General features: G+C 57.4%; 12 protein-coding genes and 2 pseudogenes. 5 read left to right on the top strand and 9 right to left on the bottom strand.

Going from position 1 to position 17289, the window contains the following annotated elements; genetic code table 11:
- Positions 1 to 6: 6 nt before the first annotated feature.
- Both GKZ67_RS06145 and poxB read right to left on the bottom strand, forming a co-directional pair.
- On the bottom strand, positions 7 to 921 hold the full coding sequence (locus tag GKZ67_RS06145) for a transglutaminase-like domain-containing protein (protein ID WP_317172249.1): 915 nt from the start codon (positions 919 to 921) through the stop codon (positions 7 to 9).
- Between the two features lie 120 nt (positions 922 to 1041).
- A complete protein-coding gene (poxB, locus tag GKZ67_RS06140; RefSeq protein WP_173241581.1) occupies positions 1042 to 2769 on the bottom strand; it encodes a ubiquinone-dependent pyruvate dehydrogenase in 1728 nt (575 codons plus the stop codon).
- A 205-nt stretch (positions 2770 to 2974) separates the two neighbouring features.
- Between poxB and GKZ67_RS06135 the strand changes: the two genes are divergently transcribed.
- The 4 genes and pseudogenes from GKZ67_RS06135 to GKZ67_RS25030 all read left to right on the top strand — a co-directional run bounded on the left by GKZ67_RS06135 (position 2975) and on the right by GKZ67_RS25030 (position 6008).
- Positions 2975 to 3730: an SDR family NAD(P)-dependent oxidoreductase gene (locus tag GKZ67_RS06135; protein ID WP_217278702.1), complete on the top strand. Its 756-nt coding sequence runs from the start codon at positions 2975 to 2977 to the stop codon at positions 3728 to 3730.
- Positions 3731 to 3857: 127 nt separating this feature from the next.
- The gene (locus GKZ67_RS06130; protein ID WP_217278701.1) at positions 3858 to 4964 is read left to right on the top strand and encodes a family 1 glycosylhydrolase; all 1107 of its coding nucleotides are present in this window, start codon (positions 3858 to 3860) and stop codon (positions 4962 to 4964) included.
- Positions 4965 to 4981: 17 nt separating this feature from the next.
- Positions 4982 to 5179, top strand: a complete 198-nt coding sequence (locus tag GKZ67_RS22490; protein WP_217278700.1) for a hypothetical protein — start codon at positions 4982 to 4984, stop codon at positions 5177 to 5179.
- A gap of 92 nt (positions 5180 to 5271) precedes the next feature.
- Positions 5272 to 6008, top strand: a pseudogene (locus GKZ67_RS25030) (SDR family NAD(P)-dependent oxidoreductase).
- Between the two features lie 294 nt (positions 6009 to 6302).
- Here the strand turns inward: GKZ67_RS25030 and GKZ67_RS06120 are convergent.
- From GKZ67_RS06120 to GKZ67_RS06095, 6 genes and pseudogenes are all read right to left on the bottom strand, one after another.
- Entirely contained in the window at positions 6303 to 7457 is a 1155-nt protein-coding gene (locus tag GKZ67_RS06120; protein WP_173241580.1) for a J domain-containing protein, read from the bottom strand.
- A 391-nt stretch (positions 7458 to 7848) separates the two neighbouring features.
- Positions 7849 to 8307 (bottom strand): hypothetical protein, encoded by a 459-nt coding sequence (locus GKZ67_RS06115; protein ID WP_173241579.1) that lies wholly within the window; start codon positions 8305 to 8307, stop codon positions 7849 to 7851.
- Between the two features lie 275 nt (positions 8308 to 8582).
- On the bottom strand, positions 8583 to 9110 hold the full coding sequence (locus GKZ67_RS06110) for a hypothetical protein (RefSeq protein WP_173241578.1): 528 nt from the start codon (positions 9108 to 9110) through the stop codon (positions 8583 to 8585).
- A gap of 3 nt (positions 9111 to 9113) precedes the next feature.
- A pseudogene (locus tag GKZ67_RS06105) lies at positions 9114 to 10740 on the bottom strand (acyl-CoA carboxylase subunit beta).
- A gap of 124 nt (positions 10741 to 10864) precedes the next feature.
- The gene (locus GKZ67_RS06100; protein WP_173241577.1) at positions 10865 to 11875 is read right to left on the bottom strand and encodes an MlaD family protein; all 1011 of its coding nucleotides are present in this window, start codon (positions 11873 to 11875) and stop codon (positions 10865 to 10867) included.
- A 141-nt stretch (positions 11876 to 12016) separates the two neighbouring features.
- The gene (locus GKZ67_RS06095) at positions 12017 to 12829 is read right to left on the bottom strand and encodes an N-acetylmuramoyl-L-alanine amidase (RefSeq protein ID WP_173241576.1); all 813 of its coding nucleotides are present in this window, start codon (positions 12827 to 12829) and stop codon (positions 12017 to 12019) included.
- A 212-nt stretch (positions 12830 to 13041) separates the two neighbouring features.
- Here GKZ67_RS06095 and GKZ67_RS06090 point away from each other — a divergent pair, with 212 nt between their 5' ends.
- Positions 13042 to 15966, top strand: coding sequence for a putative LPS assembly protein LptD (locus GKZ67_RS06090; RefSeq protein WP_173241575.1), 2925 nt, complete (start codon positions 13042 to 13044; stop codon positions 15964 to 15966).
- Between the two features lie 106 nt (positions 15967 to 16072).
- Here GKZ67_RS06090 and GKZ67_RS06085 read toward each other — a convergent pair whose 3' ends face one another.
- Entirely contained in the window at positions 16073 to 16612 is a 540-nt protein-coding gene (locus GKZ67_RS06085) for a 2'-5' RNA ligase family protein (RefSeq protein WP_173241574.1), read from the bottom strand.
- Between the last annotated feature and the right edge of the window lie 677 nt (positions 16613 to 17289).

The raw sequence follows: 17289 nt of genomic DNA, 5'->3' as shown, positions 1-17289 counted from the left end.
AGCTGCTCACCTAAAGCTACGGTGCCGCAGGGCTTTAGTGCTAATTTTCGTCGGTATCGGGGCCCAGCTCGTCCTGCTCAAGTAAAATGGCCAGCAGCTGCGACACCTCGGCTGCCTTGGCCGGCTCCTGCAATTTCTCGAAGCCAACCTGCAGGTTGCGCATGCCACGGCGCACGATATCGAGATGAGTGCAAGGCTCGTAAAACGACTCCTGCGAGGTGATGCCGAGCTGGCCCACGTAGTGCTCGATATCTGATTTTGACAATATAACCCCCGGTTGTAGCAGTTGATGTAGAATGGCAGAACGGGCTTATCGTGCTCATCCTTAAACAGCTGGTAGGTAAGTACGAATAAATTGGGCAGGTTTACGCCAAAAACCGGCAGGTTGAGCCGTTGCGCCACAAGCAGGTAGATAACGCCCAGCGACAGCGGGTTGCCGCGCTTGGTTTCGAGCACCCGGTGCAGCATGGAGTTGGCCGGCGAGTGAAAGTGCTGGGTATTAGCCGAAAACTTATGGTTGCGAAAGATGACGTGGTTGAGTATCTGCACCTGGTCGGCGGGGTGCATCTCGGGGCGCAATAACGTCCAGGCCTCGAAGCGCAGCTGCTCAATGGCCCGGTTAAGCGCCTGTAAGTCAGCATCGGGATACTGATACGAATTGAGCAGCCACATGCCTTCGAGCAGGTCGTGCCCGCCCGAGTCGCGCCACACGCGCAGGCGCTGCTGCACCCCCTCAAACTGAAGCTGGTGAATGAGGTCTTCGAGCCGCTGCTGCTGCTGGGGGTCGAGCGTTTCTTCCCACGACTCTTCGAGGAACGGAATAATGGCCTCGCCCAGATTCTGGATTTCTCCCTGAATCTGAGGCGCAATTTCCGGGTCGTCGAGCAGCGAGATAAGGGCTTTGATTTCGTTGGTAGTCATGCAGGCAAATTCAGCCCCTGGCGGGTGGCGGGGCTGAATTTAACACCAAAAAGCACCTTTTTTGTTCAGCTCGCCAGCCCCGGACTTTCTCATCGCCCTAACTCGCCAGTTGATAAGCCGTTAGCGCCCGAGGTTGGTTTTAGCCATTTCGAGCAGCTCGCTGCCGCGGCCGTTCATCAGCGCTTTGAGGGCGTACAGGCCAAAGCCCTCGGCTTGCGCGGCGTCGATGCTGGGCGGCATGCTCAGCTCCTGGCGCTTCACCACGGCATCTATTATTACGGGGCCGTCGTGGGCCAGGGCCTCGCGCAGGGCACTTTCCAGCTGGGCCGGGTCGCTCACGCGCAAGCCTTTGATGCCGGCCGCTTCGGCCAGGCGGCCGAAATCGGGGTTGTCCATACTGGTGCCGTACTCGAGAGTACCGGCCGCTTTCATTTCCAGCTCCACAAAGCCATAGGCGCTGTTATTGAAGATGATAACCTTAACCGGAACCTTTAGTTGCCGCAGGGTCATCAGCTCGCTCAGCAGCATGGTGAAGCCGCCGTCGCCGCACAACGCCACTACCTGCCGGCCCGGAAAAGCCAGCGCCGCTCCAATTGCCTGCGACAAGGCCCCGGCCATGCTGCCGTGCACGAAGGAGCCTACCAGGCGGCGGCGGCCATTCATGTGCAGGTACCGGGCAGCCCAGATAGTGGGCGTACCCACATCGCAGGTAAAAATGGCATCATCGGTAGCCAGCTCGTCGAGCAGGCGGGCTACGTATTGCGGGTGCAGGCTGGTATCGCCGGCCTCGCCGGTGGCCAGCTCGGCCAGGTGCTGCTCATCCTGCTGATGGCGCTGCCGGGCCTCTTTCAGATGCGCATCACTGCTGCGGGCTCGCAGCAGCGGCAGCAGCTGGCGCACCGTCTCGCCCACCGAGCCGTGCAGGCCCACCTCTACGCGGGTGCGGCGGCCCAGGTGCAGCGGCCGGGTATCGACCTGCACCACGCGGGCATCGTCGGGGAAGAACTGGCGGTAGGGAAAATCGGTGCCCAGCATCAGGATACCATCGGCCTCCATCAGGGCGTGGTAGCCGGCGGGCATGCCCAGCAAGCCGGTCAGGCCCACGTCAAACGGATTATTGGGCTCGACGCATTCCTTGCCGCGCAGGGCGTGTACCACGGGCGCCTGCAGTGCCCCGGCTATCTGCAACAGCTCGGCGTGCGAGCCCGCGCAGCCGATGCCGGCCAGAATCGTGACTTTCCCGCAGTCGTTGAGCAGCAGCGCAGCCCTGGCCAGCTGGGTTTCGGCGGGGCGCAGGGCGCTTTCGTGGCCCAGGCTGGGCAGGCGCGGCGCGGGCGCTTCGGCCTTGAGGTGGGCTACGTCGCCCGGAATAACTACCACGCCTACCCCACCCAGCCCCAGCGCTGCCTGAATGGCCGACTCAATAACGCGCACCGCCTGGTCGGGCCCGGCAATCACTTCGCAGTAATGGCTGCACTCCCGAAAAATGCGCTCGGGATGCGTTTCCTGAAAATAGCCACTGCCGATTTCGGCGCTCGGAATCTGGGCGGCGATGGCCAGCACCGGCACGCGCGAGCGATGGCAATCAAATAAGCCATTGAGCAGATGCGTGTTGCCCGGCCCGCACGAGCCGGCGCACACGGCCAGCCCGCCCGTCAGAAACGCTTCGGCCCCGGCCGCAAACGCCCCGGCTTCCTCGTGCCGCACCTGCACAAACTCGATGCCCTCGCGGGTCCGGATAGCATCGGTGATGCCATTGAGCGAATCGCCCACCAGGCCAAACACGCGCTTGACTCCAGCAGCTTGCAGGGTATCGACAAGGATTTCGGAAATGGATTTCTGGGACATAAGATAAGCCTGGCAGGAGCGGTCAAAAGCGGCTTTCAGGCTTACGGACGTGAGCGTCTTTGCGTTCCGACCGTATAGGCAATTCTTCCTACTTCATTTGAAATGCTATGAATCGTTTAGAAGGAAAAACCGCCGTTATCACCGGCGCCGCACGTGGCATCGGCCGTGCCATTGCCGTGGCTTATGCCCGCGAGGGGCCGCCATTATGGGCATCGACCTGGCCGCCGAAGTCAGCCACACCACGGATTACCCGGCCGCCACGCCCGCCGACCTGGCCGAAACCCAGCGCCTGGTAGAGGCCGAAGGTGGTCGGTTCGTTCCGGTTACACTCGATATCCGCAACGTTGAGGCGCTGCGGGCAGCCGCCCGGCAAGCTCAGGAAATATTCGGAAAAATTGATATTCTGGTTGCCAATGCGGGCATCCAGGTGTTTAGGCCGCTGCTGGCCATGACCGACGACCACTGGCACGATGTCATCGACACCAACCTGACCGGCACGGCCAATACCGTGCGCGCTTTTGCCCCGCTCATGGCCGAGCGCAACCAGGGCAGCATTATCGTTACGGCTTCGGGCCAGGGCAAGAAAGGCTTCCGCCACGGCAGCAGCTACGCGGCTTCTAAATGGGGCATTATCGGGTTTATGAAATCGGCCGCCATCGACCTGGGCCAGCACCATATCACGGTAAACGCCCTGGTGCCCGGCCTCATTGCCACGGCCATGACCATGAACGACACCCGCCTGCGCGAGGCGTATCAGGACTACCGCTCCGACCCGCCCGAACACCTTACTACTGAGGAGGTAGCCAAAGTGCGGGGCCAGCGCACCGCCATGCGCCTGCCCTGGCTCGCCCCCGAAGACCTGGCCCCGATGGCGGTATTTCTGGCCTCCGACGAAGCCCGTCACATCAGCGGCGCCAGCTTCGACGTAGATGCCGGCGACAGCGCTCTGTTCACGGCTTAGACTTCACAAAGGCTTCACAAGCAAATAAAAAGCTCCCTGCATTCGCCCTCTGGTCGAGGTTTCGCGTATGGGTTTCTGGTAGTTTTTTAGCGGTCGTCAGGCCACTTTATTTCCCACTTTTTTTTGTATGGCTGCTTCCCAATTTCTCTTCGCCACCGGCATCGAAAACAGTTACCCAACCATTCAGAACGGCAAGGTGCGCCAGGACGAGATGGAAAAATGTGGGCACTACAAGTTCTGGCAAAAGGACTTTGACCTGGTGCAGGAGCTGGGTATTGAAGTGCTGCGCTATGGCCCGCCCATTCATACTACCTGGACGGGACCGGGCAAATACAACTGGGATTTTGCCGATGTGACCTTCAACGACCTGCTGCGGCGCAATATCCTGCCCATCGTGGACTTATGCCACTTTGGGGTGCCCGACTGGCTGGGCAACTTTCAGAATCCTGATTTTCCGGCGCTGTTTGCGCAATATGCCAGCGATTTTGCCAAGCGCTTTCCGTGGGTACAGCTCTACACGCCGGTGAATGAGATGTACATCTGCGCCGAGTTTTCGGCCCTATACGGCTGGTGGAACGAGCAGCTTAGCAGCGATAAGGCATTCGTAACGGCCCTCAAAAACATCGTCAAAGCCAATGTACTGGCCATGCACGCCATTCTGGCGGTGCGGCCCGATGCGCTGTTTATTCAAAGCGAATCATCGGAGTATTTTCATGCTTCTAACCCGCAATCCATTAAGCCGGCAGAAATTCTGAATGCCAAGCGCTTTCTGTCGCTGGACCTGAACTACGGGCGGCGCGTTGATTCCGATATGTATGAGTATCTGCTCGATAACGGCATGACGCGCGACGAGTACCACTTCTTTCTGGATAATAATCTCAAGCACCAGTGCATTATGGGCAACGATTATTACCGGACCAATGAGCACCGCGTGCGGGCCGATGGCAGCACCGTGGCATCAGGCGAAATATATGGCTACCACGTTATTACGACCCAGTACCACGACCGCTACCAGCTGCCGGTGATGCACACCGAAACCAATCTCTGGCAGGGCCCCAACGGCGACGAGGCCGTGTTCTGGCTCTGGAAAGAATGGGCCAACGTGCTGCGCGTGCGCAACGACGGCGTGCCTATCGTAGGCTTTACCTGGTATTCGCTCACCGACCAGGTAGACTGGGATACGGCGCTGCGGGAAAACAGCAATAACAACAACCCCTTGGGCTCTACGACTTAAACCGTAATATCCGGCCCGTGGGCGAAGCCTATAAGAAACTCATCAGCCAGTGGAAAGAAGTGCTGCCTACCCAGACTGCCTGCCTGCAAATGCCCATCATTATGCCGCAGGAGAGCAACGATGCCTGGGCCAAACAGCAGAAAGCGGCGGCCCAGCAAGTGCTGAGTCAGCCGGGCTCTTCCAACGCTAATACGTCGCTGCAAGACCTGCATTAAGCTACATAGCTTGGCCTCCGCGAGCTGGCTCATACTACCGTTTCAATGTACCACCCTCGAACTCTCCGGGTTCGCGTTACATCTCCCCTATTATGCGTTTTCAGGATAAAGTAGTCATCATCACGGGCGGGGCCAGCGGCATCGGCCTGGCCATTGCCAAGCGAATGGGCTCGGAAGGAGCCCGTATTGTGCTGGCCGACATCAACCAGGATAATCTAAACAGCGCCGCGCCTGAAGTAAAAACTGCGGGCGCGCCCGATGTGCTGACCTGCATGTGCAATGTGGCCCAGGAAGACCAGGTAATTGCTACGGTGCAGGCCACACTGGCCAAGTTTGGCCGCCTCGATGTGGTGGTAAATAACGCCGGCCTTATGCAGTTTAAAGCCCTTGATGAGCTCACCGGCGACGACTGGCTGCGGGTGCTGAGCGTCGATTTGCTGGGGCATTTTACTTCACCAAGCAGGCTTTTCTGAATATGAAGCCGGGCGGAAATATTGTGAATGTGGCGAGTATCCATGCCATCGCCACCGAGGCGCTGGTGGCGCCCTACGCGGCGGCCAAAGCTGCCGTGCTCTCGCTTACCCGCTCGTCGGTGATTGAGGGCAAGCCCAAAGGCATCCGCACCAACGTGGTGCTGCCGGGCGCCATCGACACGCCCATGCTCTGGAATAATCCCAACGTAAAATCGGGCGTCGAGAAAATCAACCCCACCGACGTAGGCAAGCCCGAAGACATCGCCGCCGCCGTCGCCTACCTGGCCTCCGACGATGCCGCCTTTGTCGAAGGCGCCGAGGTGCGGGTAGATGGCGGCCGGCTCGACCACTTGTAGTGGCTTGCGCTTATTATATCCACTATTCATTAATAGTGAATTTTTAATAACGAAGAAAGAACGTCATGCTTCGACAAGCTCAGCATGACGTTCTTTCTTTACAACAGTTTGATAAACAAGCAGTAAATCTTGAAGTGTTTTGGGTACGCCAATGCAAGATTAGCGCGGTTTCGGAGTCGCTGGTCAAGTAGCGCGGACTAAAAGTCCGCGCTACTTGACCAGCCTTACCCTGATTCCGAAAACGCTTTAACTGCTTTTACTAGCTTACCCAACCCGGCAAACTGCGCTGGCAGCTTAAAACTCCAGGAATACCGGCCCCGGCCCGGCTTTCGGGACTTTGTAGGTCTTTAAAAAAGCTTTTAATGCGGCCGGGTCGTGCTCAAAGGCCAGCACCTCGGCCGCCAGCTGCCTGATTTTCTGTTCCAGCTGCGCTTTTTGCCGGGCATAGTCATAGTCCATCGCGGCGGGCGTGGGCGTATAATAATAAGGTTTCCCAGTGAAGCCCGACAGGATTTCCTGCTCCCGGAACATGGCTTCGTCCAGCTCGCGGGCCTGCTCTTTCAGCAGCTTATTGTAGTAGCGCAGCTGGTCTTCGGCCAGGTTTTCGAGGTGGGTCTGGTCGATGCGCTGCAATTCGAGCTGGAGCCGAAGCAGCGTCAGCAGCTCGTTGGCTTCGTAGGCGGTCGTCACCTGCTTCATCAGCTCGGTTTTGCGGGCTTTTTCGGTCTCATCGGGTTCGAGGTCGGGGTGCAAAGCCTTCACCAGGTCGCGGTAGAGCGTACGTACGGCCTGGGTAATATTTTGCTCCTCGGCCTGTTTTTTCTCTTCGGCCGCCTGCTGCCTGGGGCTTTTCTTCCGGCTGGCCCGCCGCTCGGCGCGCTCGGCTTCTTGCTGCTCGTAGGCGGCCTGCTCAGTGGCCATTTTCTGGTGCAGGTAAGCCTGAAACTTTTCGGGCGTGCTCACATCGGCATCAGCGTCGAACTCGATGCCAAACTGCCGGCTGAACAGCTGCTTCATCATCTCGGCCGTTTGGGCATCGGCCGCAGCAGCTTCTTCGGGCGTTTCGGGCTCCTCGTACTTATCGAAGATGGGTTGCAGGTCGGGATGGCCCTTTTGCAGCAGGTCGTAGCAGCCATCGAGCAGCAGCGACACGATTTTCGTCCGCTCGCCTTTGGTCAGCTTATACGTGTCGTGGGCGCGGTCGAGCATACGCACCAGGTCGGCCCGCACCTCGTTGTGTCGGGCCTGCAGGGGTCGGTACTCGTTCTGCACGCGCTGGCGCAGCCGGGTCGCCGCTTCCCGAAACTCGGCCACGTCTTTTTCCAGCTTGGAAATGCGCTTGGTGAGGCGGTTGAACTCCTTCTGCGCCTTGGAAAGCGCCGGGTTATCGGCGCTGGTCGTTGGAATGTGTACGAGTTGGGGCTTGGGAGCAGCAGGTTTTTTAGCCATAAGGCAGAAGAGTAAGACAGCTTCAGCGCAAGCAAACTTACGGATAGACTTGCTTTTTTTGCTGATAAAAAGCCTAGTGCCGCGTAGGTTCTTTATTGCTTATAGGCGCGGTACGGACTTGCCGCTGGCGCGGCAGTGGAAGCACAGCCTATACGGTAATTTGGGGTAGTACTGGCTATTACTGGCGCGAGTTTAGCGCAGCGTAACTCGTGCCTTGCTTTCGGGGGAGGCTGTGCCTCCCACAGAACGAGCTAGCCGAACGGCCCCAGCGGCACGGTCCCGCTTTGCCGCTAGCGCGGCAGTGGAGGTGCAACCTCCACTTAATAGTCGGCACGAGTTACGGCTTCGCCTAAACTCGCGCCAGTTAATGGGGATTAAACAAGGCTATTTATTACGTTTTGATTTCTTTCAAAAATAATTTGCTCTTTACCAGCCGCTCAGCATTTTGCGTTGGGCCAATAGTTTGGTAGTAACAGAGTAACGAAGGAATATAAGTACAGAACAATAAAGCAAGTATTTTATTAACCCAATCAGAGGATACCGTACTAATAATTCTACCCTTGCCAGAAAAGAAAAAAGCCCAAAGTAAAAAACAGCACAAGATAGAGCAGTATGCTATAGTGAGGTAATCTGGCTTGATATCTAACTCAACACGCACGTCCTCACCTCCTAGTATTCTTCCTTTAACTGTTGGGTATATAGGACTAAATCTTCCTCCTCCACCGTGTCTTCTCAGCGAAAACTCATTGGCTGAAGTCTGAACTTCGTAAGCCCTGCCTTTAAATATCCAAAATCCAGACTCCAGACTTCTAATACTGTCAATGCTTTCGTAAATAGCCTGAAGCGTCAATGAAGACTTGTATGTTTTGTTTATTCTAAAAAGCATGATGCTTCAGATGAAATAATATTTACTATACTGCTAATCGCACCTAATTAACGCCCACGTTATACGCCTTCTCAATTGGACATCTTTGCGCTTCAGCATTGAACGATACTTGGATAAGTCGCTTCTATATGGCGCGGACGCCGAAACGTATATCCACACGGAGAATTACTGTAAGTGCAGCGTTGTCCTTTGTTAAACAGCAGAGTGCTAGCTCATGACTTGTGCTAGCTCATATATAGCTAATTAATGATAAAAGCGGTTAATCCCTGATTACGCCAAGCTTCTGATAGCTGGCGTAATTTCTTTAACTCATCATCCGATTTGACAGTTATTAGATAGGCTGCCTCTTCTCCTGTGTCTTTGAATACAACTGTTATTTTACCATTACCTGAGAGGGCCGCACGCCTACCAGGTACTACTTGACCGCTATATCCATCTGTATTAACCACAATACTTTTGAGTTTATTTAAAAATATTTCTTGTGGCCCAATCAGTAATAACTGTTCATTCAAAGCAATAACCTCCGCAATCTTTGGGTAGTAAATACCTGCCCATTTTTTAGAAGATAGCAGGCCCAGAACAATCTGTATACTTGTAAAAGCTCCAAGGGTAATCAAAGATAATTTGAATATTGTAAAGTTCTTAACGATTCGTGCACCGAAGATTGTGAACGCAGAAGCACAGTTTATTACTAAACAAGCTGTATCCAGATTTTTAGCCCACTCTTTTTTTTTGGCGCGTGCAGCTAAATAAACAGTAGGTTCCATTTCTCACACCTGAATAACCCCCACGTTATACGCCTTCTCAATCGGCGCATGGTTAGCAGCCGAAATTCCCTCCGAAATAACCTTGCGCGTTTCGAGCGGGTCAATTACCGCATCGACCCACAGCCGGGCCGCCGCGTAGTAAGGCGATAATTGTTCTTCGTAGCGGGCTTTGATGCGGTCGAGCAGTTCCTTTTCGGCTTCGGGGTGATGACTTCCCCTTTGGCTTTCAACGACGCTACCTGGATTTGCAGCAGGGTATTAGCCGCGGCTGCGCCGCTCATTACGGCGAGCTGGGCAGTGGGCCAGGCCACGATGAGGCGCGGGTCGTAGGCCTTGCCGCACATGGCGTAGTTGCCGGCGCCGTAGCTATTACCAACCACGACCGTGAACTTGGGCACCACCGAGTTGGCCATGGCATTTACCATCTTGGCGCCGTCCTTGATAATACCGCCCTGCTCGCTGGCCGAGCCCACCATAAAGCCCGACACGTCGTGTAGAAATACCAGCGGGATGCGCTTCTGGTTACAGTTCATGATGAAGCGGGCCGCCTTGTCGGCCGAGTCGGAGTAGATGACGCCGCCCATCTGCATGCCGGTTTTCTTGCTTTTTACAATCTTGCGTTGGTTGGCCACGATGCCCACGGCCCAGCCGTCGATGCGGGCGAGGCCGCAGAGCAGCGTCTGGCCGTACAGGTCCTTATAGGGCTCAAACTCCGAGTTATCGACCAGCCGATTGATGATTTCCATCATATCGTAGGGCTTGGCGCGGTCGCTGGGCAGCAGGCCGTAGATTTCCTGCTCGGCCAGCCGGGGCGCGGTGGGCGTAGCCCGGCTAAAGCCGGCGCTGGGCTGCGCCCCCATCTTGTCGAAAATGTTGCGGATATGGTCGAGCGCCTCCTCATCAGTGTCGAACTTGTAGTCCGTTACGCCCGACACCTCGGAGTGCATGGCCGCGCCGCCCAGGGCCTCGTTGTCGATAGTTTCGCCGATGGCTGATTTCACCAGGTATGAGCCGGCCAGGAATACCGAGCCCGTGCCGTTTACTATCATGGCCTCGTCGCTCATAATGGGCAGGTAGGCCCCGCCTGCCACGCATGGCCCCATAATGGCCGAAATCTGCACGATGCCCATTGAGGACATCACCGCGTTGTTGCGAAAGATGCGGCCGAAGTGCTCCTTGTCCGGAAAAATCTCGTCCTGCATGGGCAGGTACACGCCCGCCGAATCGACGAGGTAGATAATCGGCAGTTTATTCTCGATGCTGATTTCCTGGGCACGCAGGTTTTTCTTGGCGGTGATGGGAAACCACGCGCCGGCCTTCACCGTGGCGTCGTTGGCCACTACCACGCACTGCCGGCCCTGCACGTAGCCGATGACCACGACCACGCCGCCGCCGGGGCAGCCACCTTCCTCCTTGTACATGCCCTCGCCGGCGAAAGCACCGATTTCGACTTGGGCCGCGCCATTATCTAGTAAATACGCTATACGTTCGCGGGCTGTGAGCTTGCCCTTGGCTTTGTGGGCGGCAATGCGCTTCTCGCCCCGCCGAGGGCCACGCGGGTCAGCTTCTGGCTGAGCTGGAAAGAGAGTTGCTTGAGCTGGTCTTCGTTGCGGTTGAACTCGACGTTCATAAAAGTAAAACTGGGTGGGATGGGGTAGAAAGTGTAGGGAGGCTAAGAATCAGTCGTGGCGCAGAACTTAAAAACCCGCCTTTGCGGGGCGGGTTTCAAAGGTAAAAGGTAAATCGGTGCCCGGCTATTTTACTACGGCCGGCGTCGTGCTCACCTGCTTGGTCTGGGTGGTCACGGTGCCATCGGGAGTCTTGGTGGTTTCCTGCTTGGTCTTATCCTTGCCGCCGCCAAATACCGAGAAGTGGACGTAGCGCTTGGGATTGGCCTTCATGTCAGTAATCAGCGCGTTGGAGCTGGCTGCCGTGGCATTCAGGTTATTATAGAGCGTCGTGTCGTTGATGAGCTTGCCGAGCGAGCCTTTCTGGTCAGTCAGGGCGGTACTCACGCCCTTCAGCGAGGTTTGAGCTTCGGCCAGGGTTTTGTTCAGGTTGCGCAGTGTGGGGCCAACCGGCGCGGTTTTGATGGAGTCCGACAGCTGGGTGAAGTTGTTGGCGATGCGGTCGAGCTTGGCCGTGCTTTTGTTGAGGGCTGCGCTCATGTGAGCCAGGTTGCGGGTAATCTCGTTGATATTGGCCTGGTTGGAGGTAATAAGCTTTTGCAGCGCCTCAGTGCTGGCGCGGGCGCTGAGCAGCGTGCCCTGAATGTTGGTCTGGGCATCCTTGTTGAGAAAGCCGTTGATGTGGGCCAGCGTGGCCCCCACCGTATCGAGCACGGGCAGGGCCTTGGCCTGAAACGCGTCGGCAATACCGATAGCCGTGGTCGTTTGCAGGGTCTCTCCACCATGAAACTGCTTGCTGTTCTTGCCAAGCAGCAACGTAATCGTTTTGGAGCCCAGTAGCGAGCCGCTGAGGCCGGCTTTAGTCGAGTCGCCAAGGGTAATACCCTTTTCCATTTCCAGGGAAGCCCGGATATCATTATTCTTATCGGGCTGAAGCTCCAGGTTCTTTACCTGCCCTACTTTGATACCATTGAGGATAACCGGTGCTCCTACGTTAAGGCCGTCCACATTGGGGTAAATGGCATAGTAGGTGCGGTCGCTGGAGAGCAGGTTGCTGCCCCGCAGAAAGTTGAACCCTACAGCGAGGGCCACCAATGCCACTACGGCCAGGAGGCCCACTTTTATTTCTTTAGACACAGGAAAGTAATATTAATGCGAGAGTACGCCGACGATTAGATGAATTGCCGGGCCTGAATGGTTGCGTGCAGGCCCTTATTTAAGGACCTTAACGGCAAACCCCGGCCGTATGTTAGGCCTGTCGGAAAGCGGAGGCGCATCTTACTCAGCCCGAATACCCTCCAGGTCGCGCTTATACGCCCGAAATGCCTGGTAGATACCGCCCGCAATAGCCTGCTGGCCGGCCCGGTCGTTGAGGTAGCTTTCCTCCTTACGGTCGGTCAGAAAGCCGGCCTCGACGAGCACCGAGGGCATAGTTGACTTCCACAGCACCAGGAAGCCGGCCTGCTTTACGCCCCGCGAGCTGCGCCCCACATCGGTGCGAAACTGGTGGTCGATGCGCTGGGCCAGGCGCAGGGAATTTGTAATATATGCGCTTTGAAAAAGGGAAAAAAGTATGTGCGACTGCGGCGAGCGCGGGTCGAAGCCGTCGTAGCGCTTTTTATAGTCCTTCTCCTGCAGGATTACGGAGTTTTCGCGCTGGGCTACACTTAGATTGGCGTCGGTTTTGTGCAGGCCCATTGTCCAGACCTCCGTGCCGTGCGAGCCTTTGGGCCCGGCATTGCAGTGCACCGAGATGAAGAGGTCGGCGTGGTTACGATTGGCGATAGCCGCCCGCTCGTCAAGCTCCACAAACACGTCGGTTTTGCGGGTGTAGATAACCCGCACATCGGGCTGGCCATCCGAAATCTGGCGGCCCAGGTCTTTGATGATAGCCAGCGCCACGTCAGCCTCGTGGGCATCGGCCCCATTGCAGCCGATGTCTTTGCCGCCGTGGCCGGCATCAAGGACCACCGTGCGCAGGCGGTAGCGGTACGGGCAGCACCGGGGCGGGCCGCCGAGTCGCCGGCCGGCCGGGCCGGCCGCAACGGCGCCCGGGTAGCGAGCGAGTCCTGGGCGTTCAGTACCGGGCACTGCGCACTCAGCAGCATACAGGTCAAAGCAATAATCCGCACGTTGGTCGTTGGGGAAAAAACAGGCCGATGGCAACCCTTTAGAGGGTAATCGGCCTCTTATCTTTGTGTTAAGCCTCAAAAGTAATTCGCTCAGTGGCTTTATTTAATTTGGCTTTTTCCTACGCTGTTTTTCCGGGCCTTTTTTGGCGCCGCTGGGCGCTACCGGGCGCTTTGAGCTTGTGCCTGTGGGTGCTGGGCGGCCTCTCTACGGCCCACGCCCAAACCACTACCGACTCGACCCGCACGCCTAATGCGCGCCGGCCTGGCTCGGTACCGACGCAGCCGGTGCGCAACCTCAACTTCGACCGCAACGCCCCGCAGAGCCCGCCGCCTCCCGGTGTGCAGAACACGGGCCGCCCCGACGTGCCCGACGTGTCGCGCAAGCCGGCCCCGAGCCTGACGCCCGATAGCACGGGCCTGCTCGCCGATACCAGCCGCCGCGCCCGGCGCAGCCGCGACTCGCTCAACCTGGTAGTGCTGCGCCGCCGCAGCCAAGTAGAAACCACGGTAAAATATGCCGCCAAAGACTCGATTCAGTTCGACGTAGCCACCAAGATTGCCCGGCTCTACACCAAATCAACGGTCGATTATGGAAAGATGAGCATTAAGGCTGCCTACATTATCGTCAACTATGGCACCAGCACGGTGCAGGCAATAGGCCGCCGCGACTCGGTAAAAAACAAGATGGAAGACCAGCCGCTGTTTAAAGATGCGGAAGGCACCTATTCGGCGGGCACTATCAACTACAACTTCAAAACCAGGAAGGGGAAGATTGCCGAGGTCGTGACGCAGCAGGGCGAGGGCTATATCCACGCCGAGGTAGTGAAAAAGCTGCCCGACAACGACTTTTTTGGCCTGCACGGGCGCTATACCACCTGCAACCTGGCTCATCCGCACTTCTACATCGAGGCCGGCCGCATGAAGGTGATACCCGGCCAAAAAGTGATTACCGGGCCTTTTCACATGGTAATTGCCGACGTGCCGCTGCCGATAGGGCTGCCGTTTGGCTATTTTCCCACGCCGCACAACGGGCGCGGGTCGGGCTTCATCATCCCCACGTTCGGGCAGGGCGTGCAGCGCGGCTACTCGCTCACGAATGGCGGCTACTACTGGGCTCCCAACGACTACATTGGCCTGCGCGTGACCGGCGACATCTACGCCGGCAACGCCGACCGCTTTGGCGGCTACGGCCTGGCCACCGAGCTTACCTACCGCAAGCGCTATAAATACCAGGGCAGCTTCCGCTTTACCTATGCGCAGCAGCCGGTGTCTCCCATTCTCAACACCTCTACTACGGTGGGCGGCACGGGCTCTGAGGGGCTCTACTCTAATTCCGTTAATACCTTCTGGATAAGCTGGAGCCACTCGCCTACCCCACTGCCGGGCGGGGGCGTATTCTCGGCCAGCGTGCAGGCGGGCAGCAGCTCCTACAACAAGGTAAATACGCTCAATCCGCGGCAGCTGCTATCGGCTACCTTCAACTCAACTATCAGCTACAGCAAAACCTCGCGGCGGCTGCCCATCAACTACTCTATTCAGCTGGCCCAGAGCCAGAACGTGCAAACCGGCGTGATGGACTTTACGCTGCCTTCGCTCAACGTGGGCGTGGCCCGTCAGTATCCGTACCAATGGCTGGGCCTTCAGCCCAGCGGCCGATTTTACGAGCAGTTTGCCATCAGCTACAACCTCGTGGCCCAGAACCGCATCAGCAGCCTGGTGCCGGCCCACACGCTATCGGCCGATGTGCCGCTGCTGGGTGGCAGCACCACCGCCTACAACATTCCGGTGGGCTTTAAAAACATCGGCCAGCTGCTGCGCAATGCCCAGAATGGCTTGCAGCACCAGTTTCAGATTACCCTGCCCTCAGCCACCGTGCTCAGTCGCCACATCCAGATTCAGCCTTCCATCAACTACGGCGAAACCTGGTACCTGCAGAAGCTGCAATACAATTATCTGCCAACTATCCGCGCCGTTAAAGTGGATACCATATCCCCGGCTTTTGAGCGGGCCTACTCCTACTCGGGAAACGTATCGGCTTCTACCAACTTCTATGGCCTGGTGCAGATTAAGGGCGACCACTACATCAAGGCTATTCGCCACAAAGTATCGCCGAGCATCAGCTACTCCTTCTCGCCCGACCTGGCCAAGAACTCGAAGTACGATGCCTTTGTGGGCGGTCAGGGCACTTACGAAAGTCTTTCCTCTGCTTATACCAGCCGCCTGCTCGACCCCCGGCAGTTTTCGCGCTACCAGGGCGTGTATGGGGTGCCCGCCAGCGCCCGCGTAAGCCAGGTGAGCCTGAGCGTGCAGAACCAGATTGAGATGAAGGTGCGCAACAGCCGCGACACGACCGGCACCAACCCCTACAGGAAAGTAAGCCTGGCCGACGGCATCGACCTGAACCTAAGCTACAACTTTGCCGCCGACTCGCTGCGGCTATCGCCGCTCAACCTGGGCTACCGGGTGCAGATTGCCAAGAAGCTTAACGTAGTGGCCAGCAGCTCGTTTTCCTTCTATCAGCGCGACTCCACCGGGCGCACGCTCAACCGCTACCTCTTTGAGCAAAGCAAGGTGCGCCTGGCCCGCCTGCTCAATGCCAACCTGAGCCTGGGCTACCAGTTTAACCCCGCTGCCCGCCCCAAAAGCAAGGCCAATATTCCGCGGGCCGTGGCACCCAGCAACGACCCCGTGCTGGGCTCGCCGCTGCCCCAGGCCATTTATGCCGACTATATAGATTTTGACATTCCCTGGGAAGCCAGCGTGCAGTACACGGCCAGCTACAATACGGCACCGGCCCCCATCAGGCCAGTGCTATATAATAGCATTCCACTATTGTCAGGTCATTCCATCTCGGCCGTCGGTTCTATTAAGCTCACACCCAACCTACGCCTGAGTACTCAGCTTAACTACGACTTAGTACACAACACCTTTGCCTATCCTACTGTCAATTTCTACCGCGACCTGCACTGCTGGCAGGTGTCGGGCATGTGGATACCAGTGGGACTATATCGGGGCTACAACTTCACCATCGCCGCCAAGAGCAGCCTGCTGCAAGACCTGAAGCTGAACCGCAACAAGACGACTCTAAATAGATAATTTTTTAATTATTAATTTTTTAATGGTTAATAGTTAATAGTTAATTTCTTTCAGAGCTATTGAACGAAATTAACCATTAATCATTAACGAATTAACCATTAACGAATTATTTTCCCCCAAACTCAAACACCACTTCGCGCACAAACATGTCGCCGTCGGGGCGCAGGATGGCGAGGTTGCTGATTTCCAGCTCCAGGTTGAACGTCTGGTTATTCAGAAACTGCAATACGGGGCCCAGCAGCTCGGGCGTAGTATCGTGCAGGGCCAGCGAAACATGGGGCAGCCACAGGTCGGGGGCGCTAAACTTGTCGGTGCGCGAGCACAGCGGCGCGGCCACCTGCAGCACGCGGTGGTGCAGCAGGTTGAGGTCGTCGGAGCGTAGTACCGGAATGTGAATCACGGGGTTATCGCCCGGAAACATCCCCAGCCCGGTTGTATGAGCCACAAAGGGCTTGGTGGTGCGCGCAATTTCCTGCAGTGCCGCCTTCAGAATTTCGAGGTCGGCGGGCTCTACAATCTGATACGTCAGGTGCGGCTCGGGCGTGGCCTGCACATCGGTCAGGCCAAACTTCGTTTCCAGGCTTTTGATAAGCGTATTGATGTGGTCGGAAGCTGGAGACGGCAGCAGCGAGGTAATAGCAAGCATAGCGCAAAAAGCGAATCGGAAAAGGAAAAAGCGCGGGAAAGCCGGGGCTACCGGCCTCAAAGCTACTGGGCGTGGCGGAAGTTCGAGTCGGCAGGGGCCAAATAATATATATCATTCACTATACTACACTCTGCAACTAGGGTTATCATAAGTCAGGAATGAGGACGGCTGGCCCCTGTACGGGCAGCGGGGGAAGAGGGTTAAGCCGGAGGCAACCCCAACCGGTAGCTTTTGCGTTAGCAGAGGCTCAGCTTAGTCCCGTGCCTGACTCTTCCCTCTCCCCCGCTGCTACTCACGCGCGCCCCTGGGGCCGCTGGATTTTATTTGCACTGGCACTACTCATAGCGGCCGCCCTGGCTTGGCTCAGGTGGGGCCTCGACCCCTGGCTGCGCCGCAAGCTCGAAAAGCAGGTGGCTACCCAAACCCACGGCCAGTACGCGCTATCCGTGGCCGGCCTCCGCACCCGGCTACTGGCGCGCACGCTGCACCTGCGCGGCGTGGCGCTGCGCCCTGCCACCTCCACCCTGGCTGATACGCTACCGCGCCTCAGCCTGCAGCTCGCCCGCCTCGACCTGAGCGGCGTGAGCTTGCTGGCGGTGCTGCGCCACCAAACCGTTCCTATCGACAGCCTGACGCTTGACTCGCTGCGGGTGCAGGTGGCGGCGCTGGCCCGGCGG

Origin of the sequence: Hymenobacter sp. BRD67 (genome assembly GCF_013256425.1) — a bacterium.
Classification (GTDB): Bacteria; Bacteroidota; Bacteroidia; order Cytophagales; family Hymenobacteraceae; genus Hymenobacter.
This window is presented reverse-complemented; position numbering and strand designations above follow the sequence as displayed.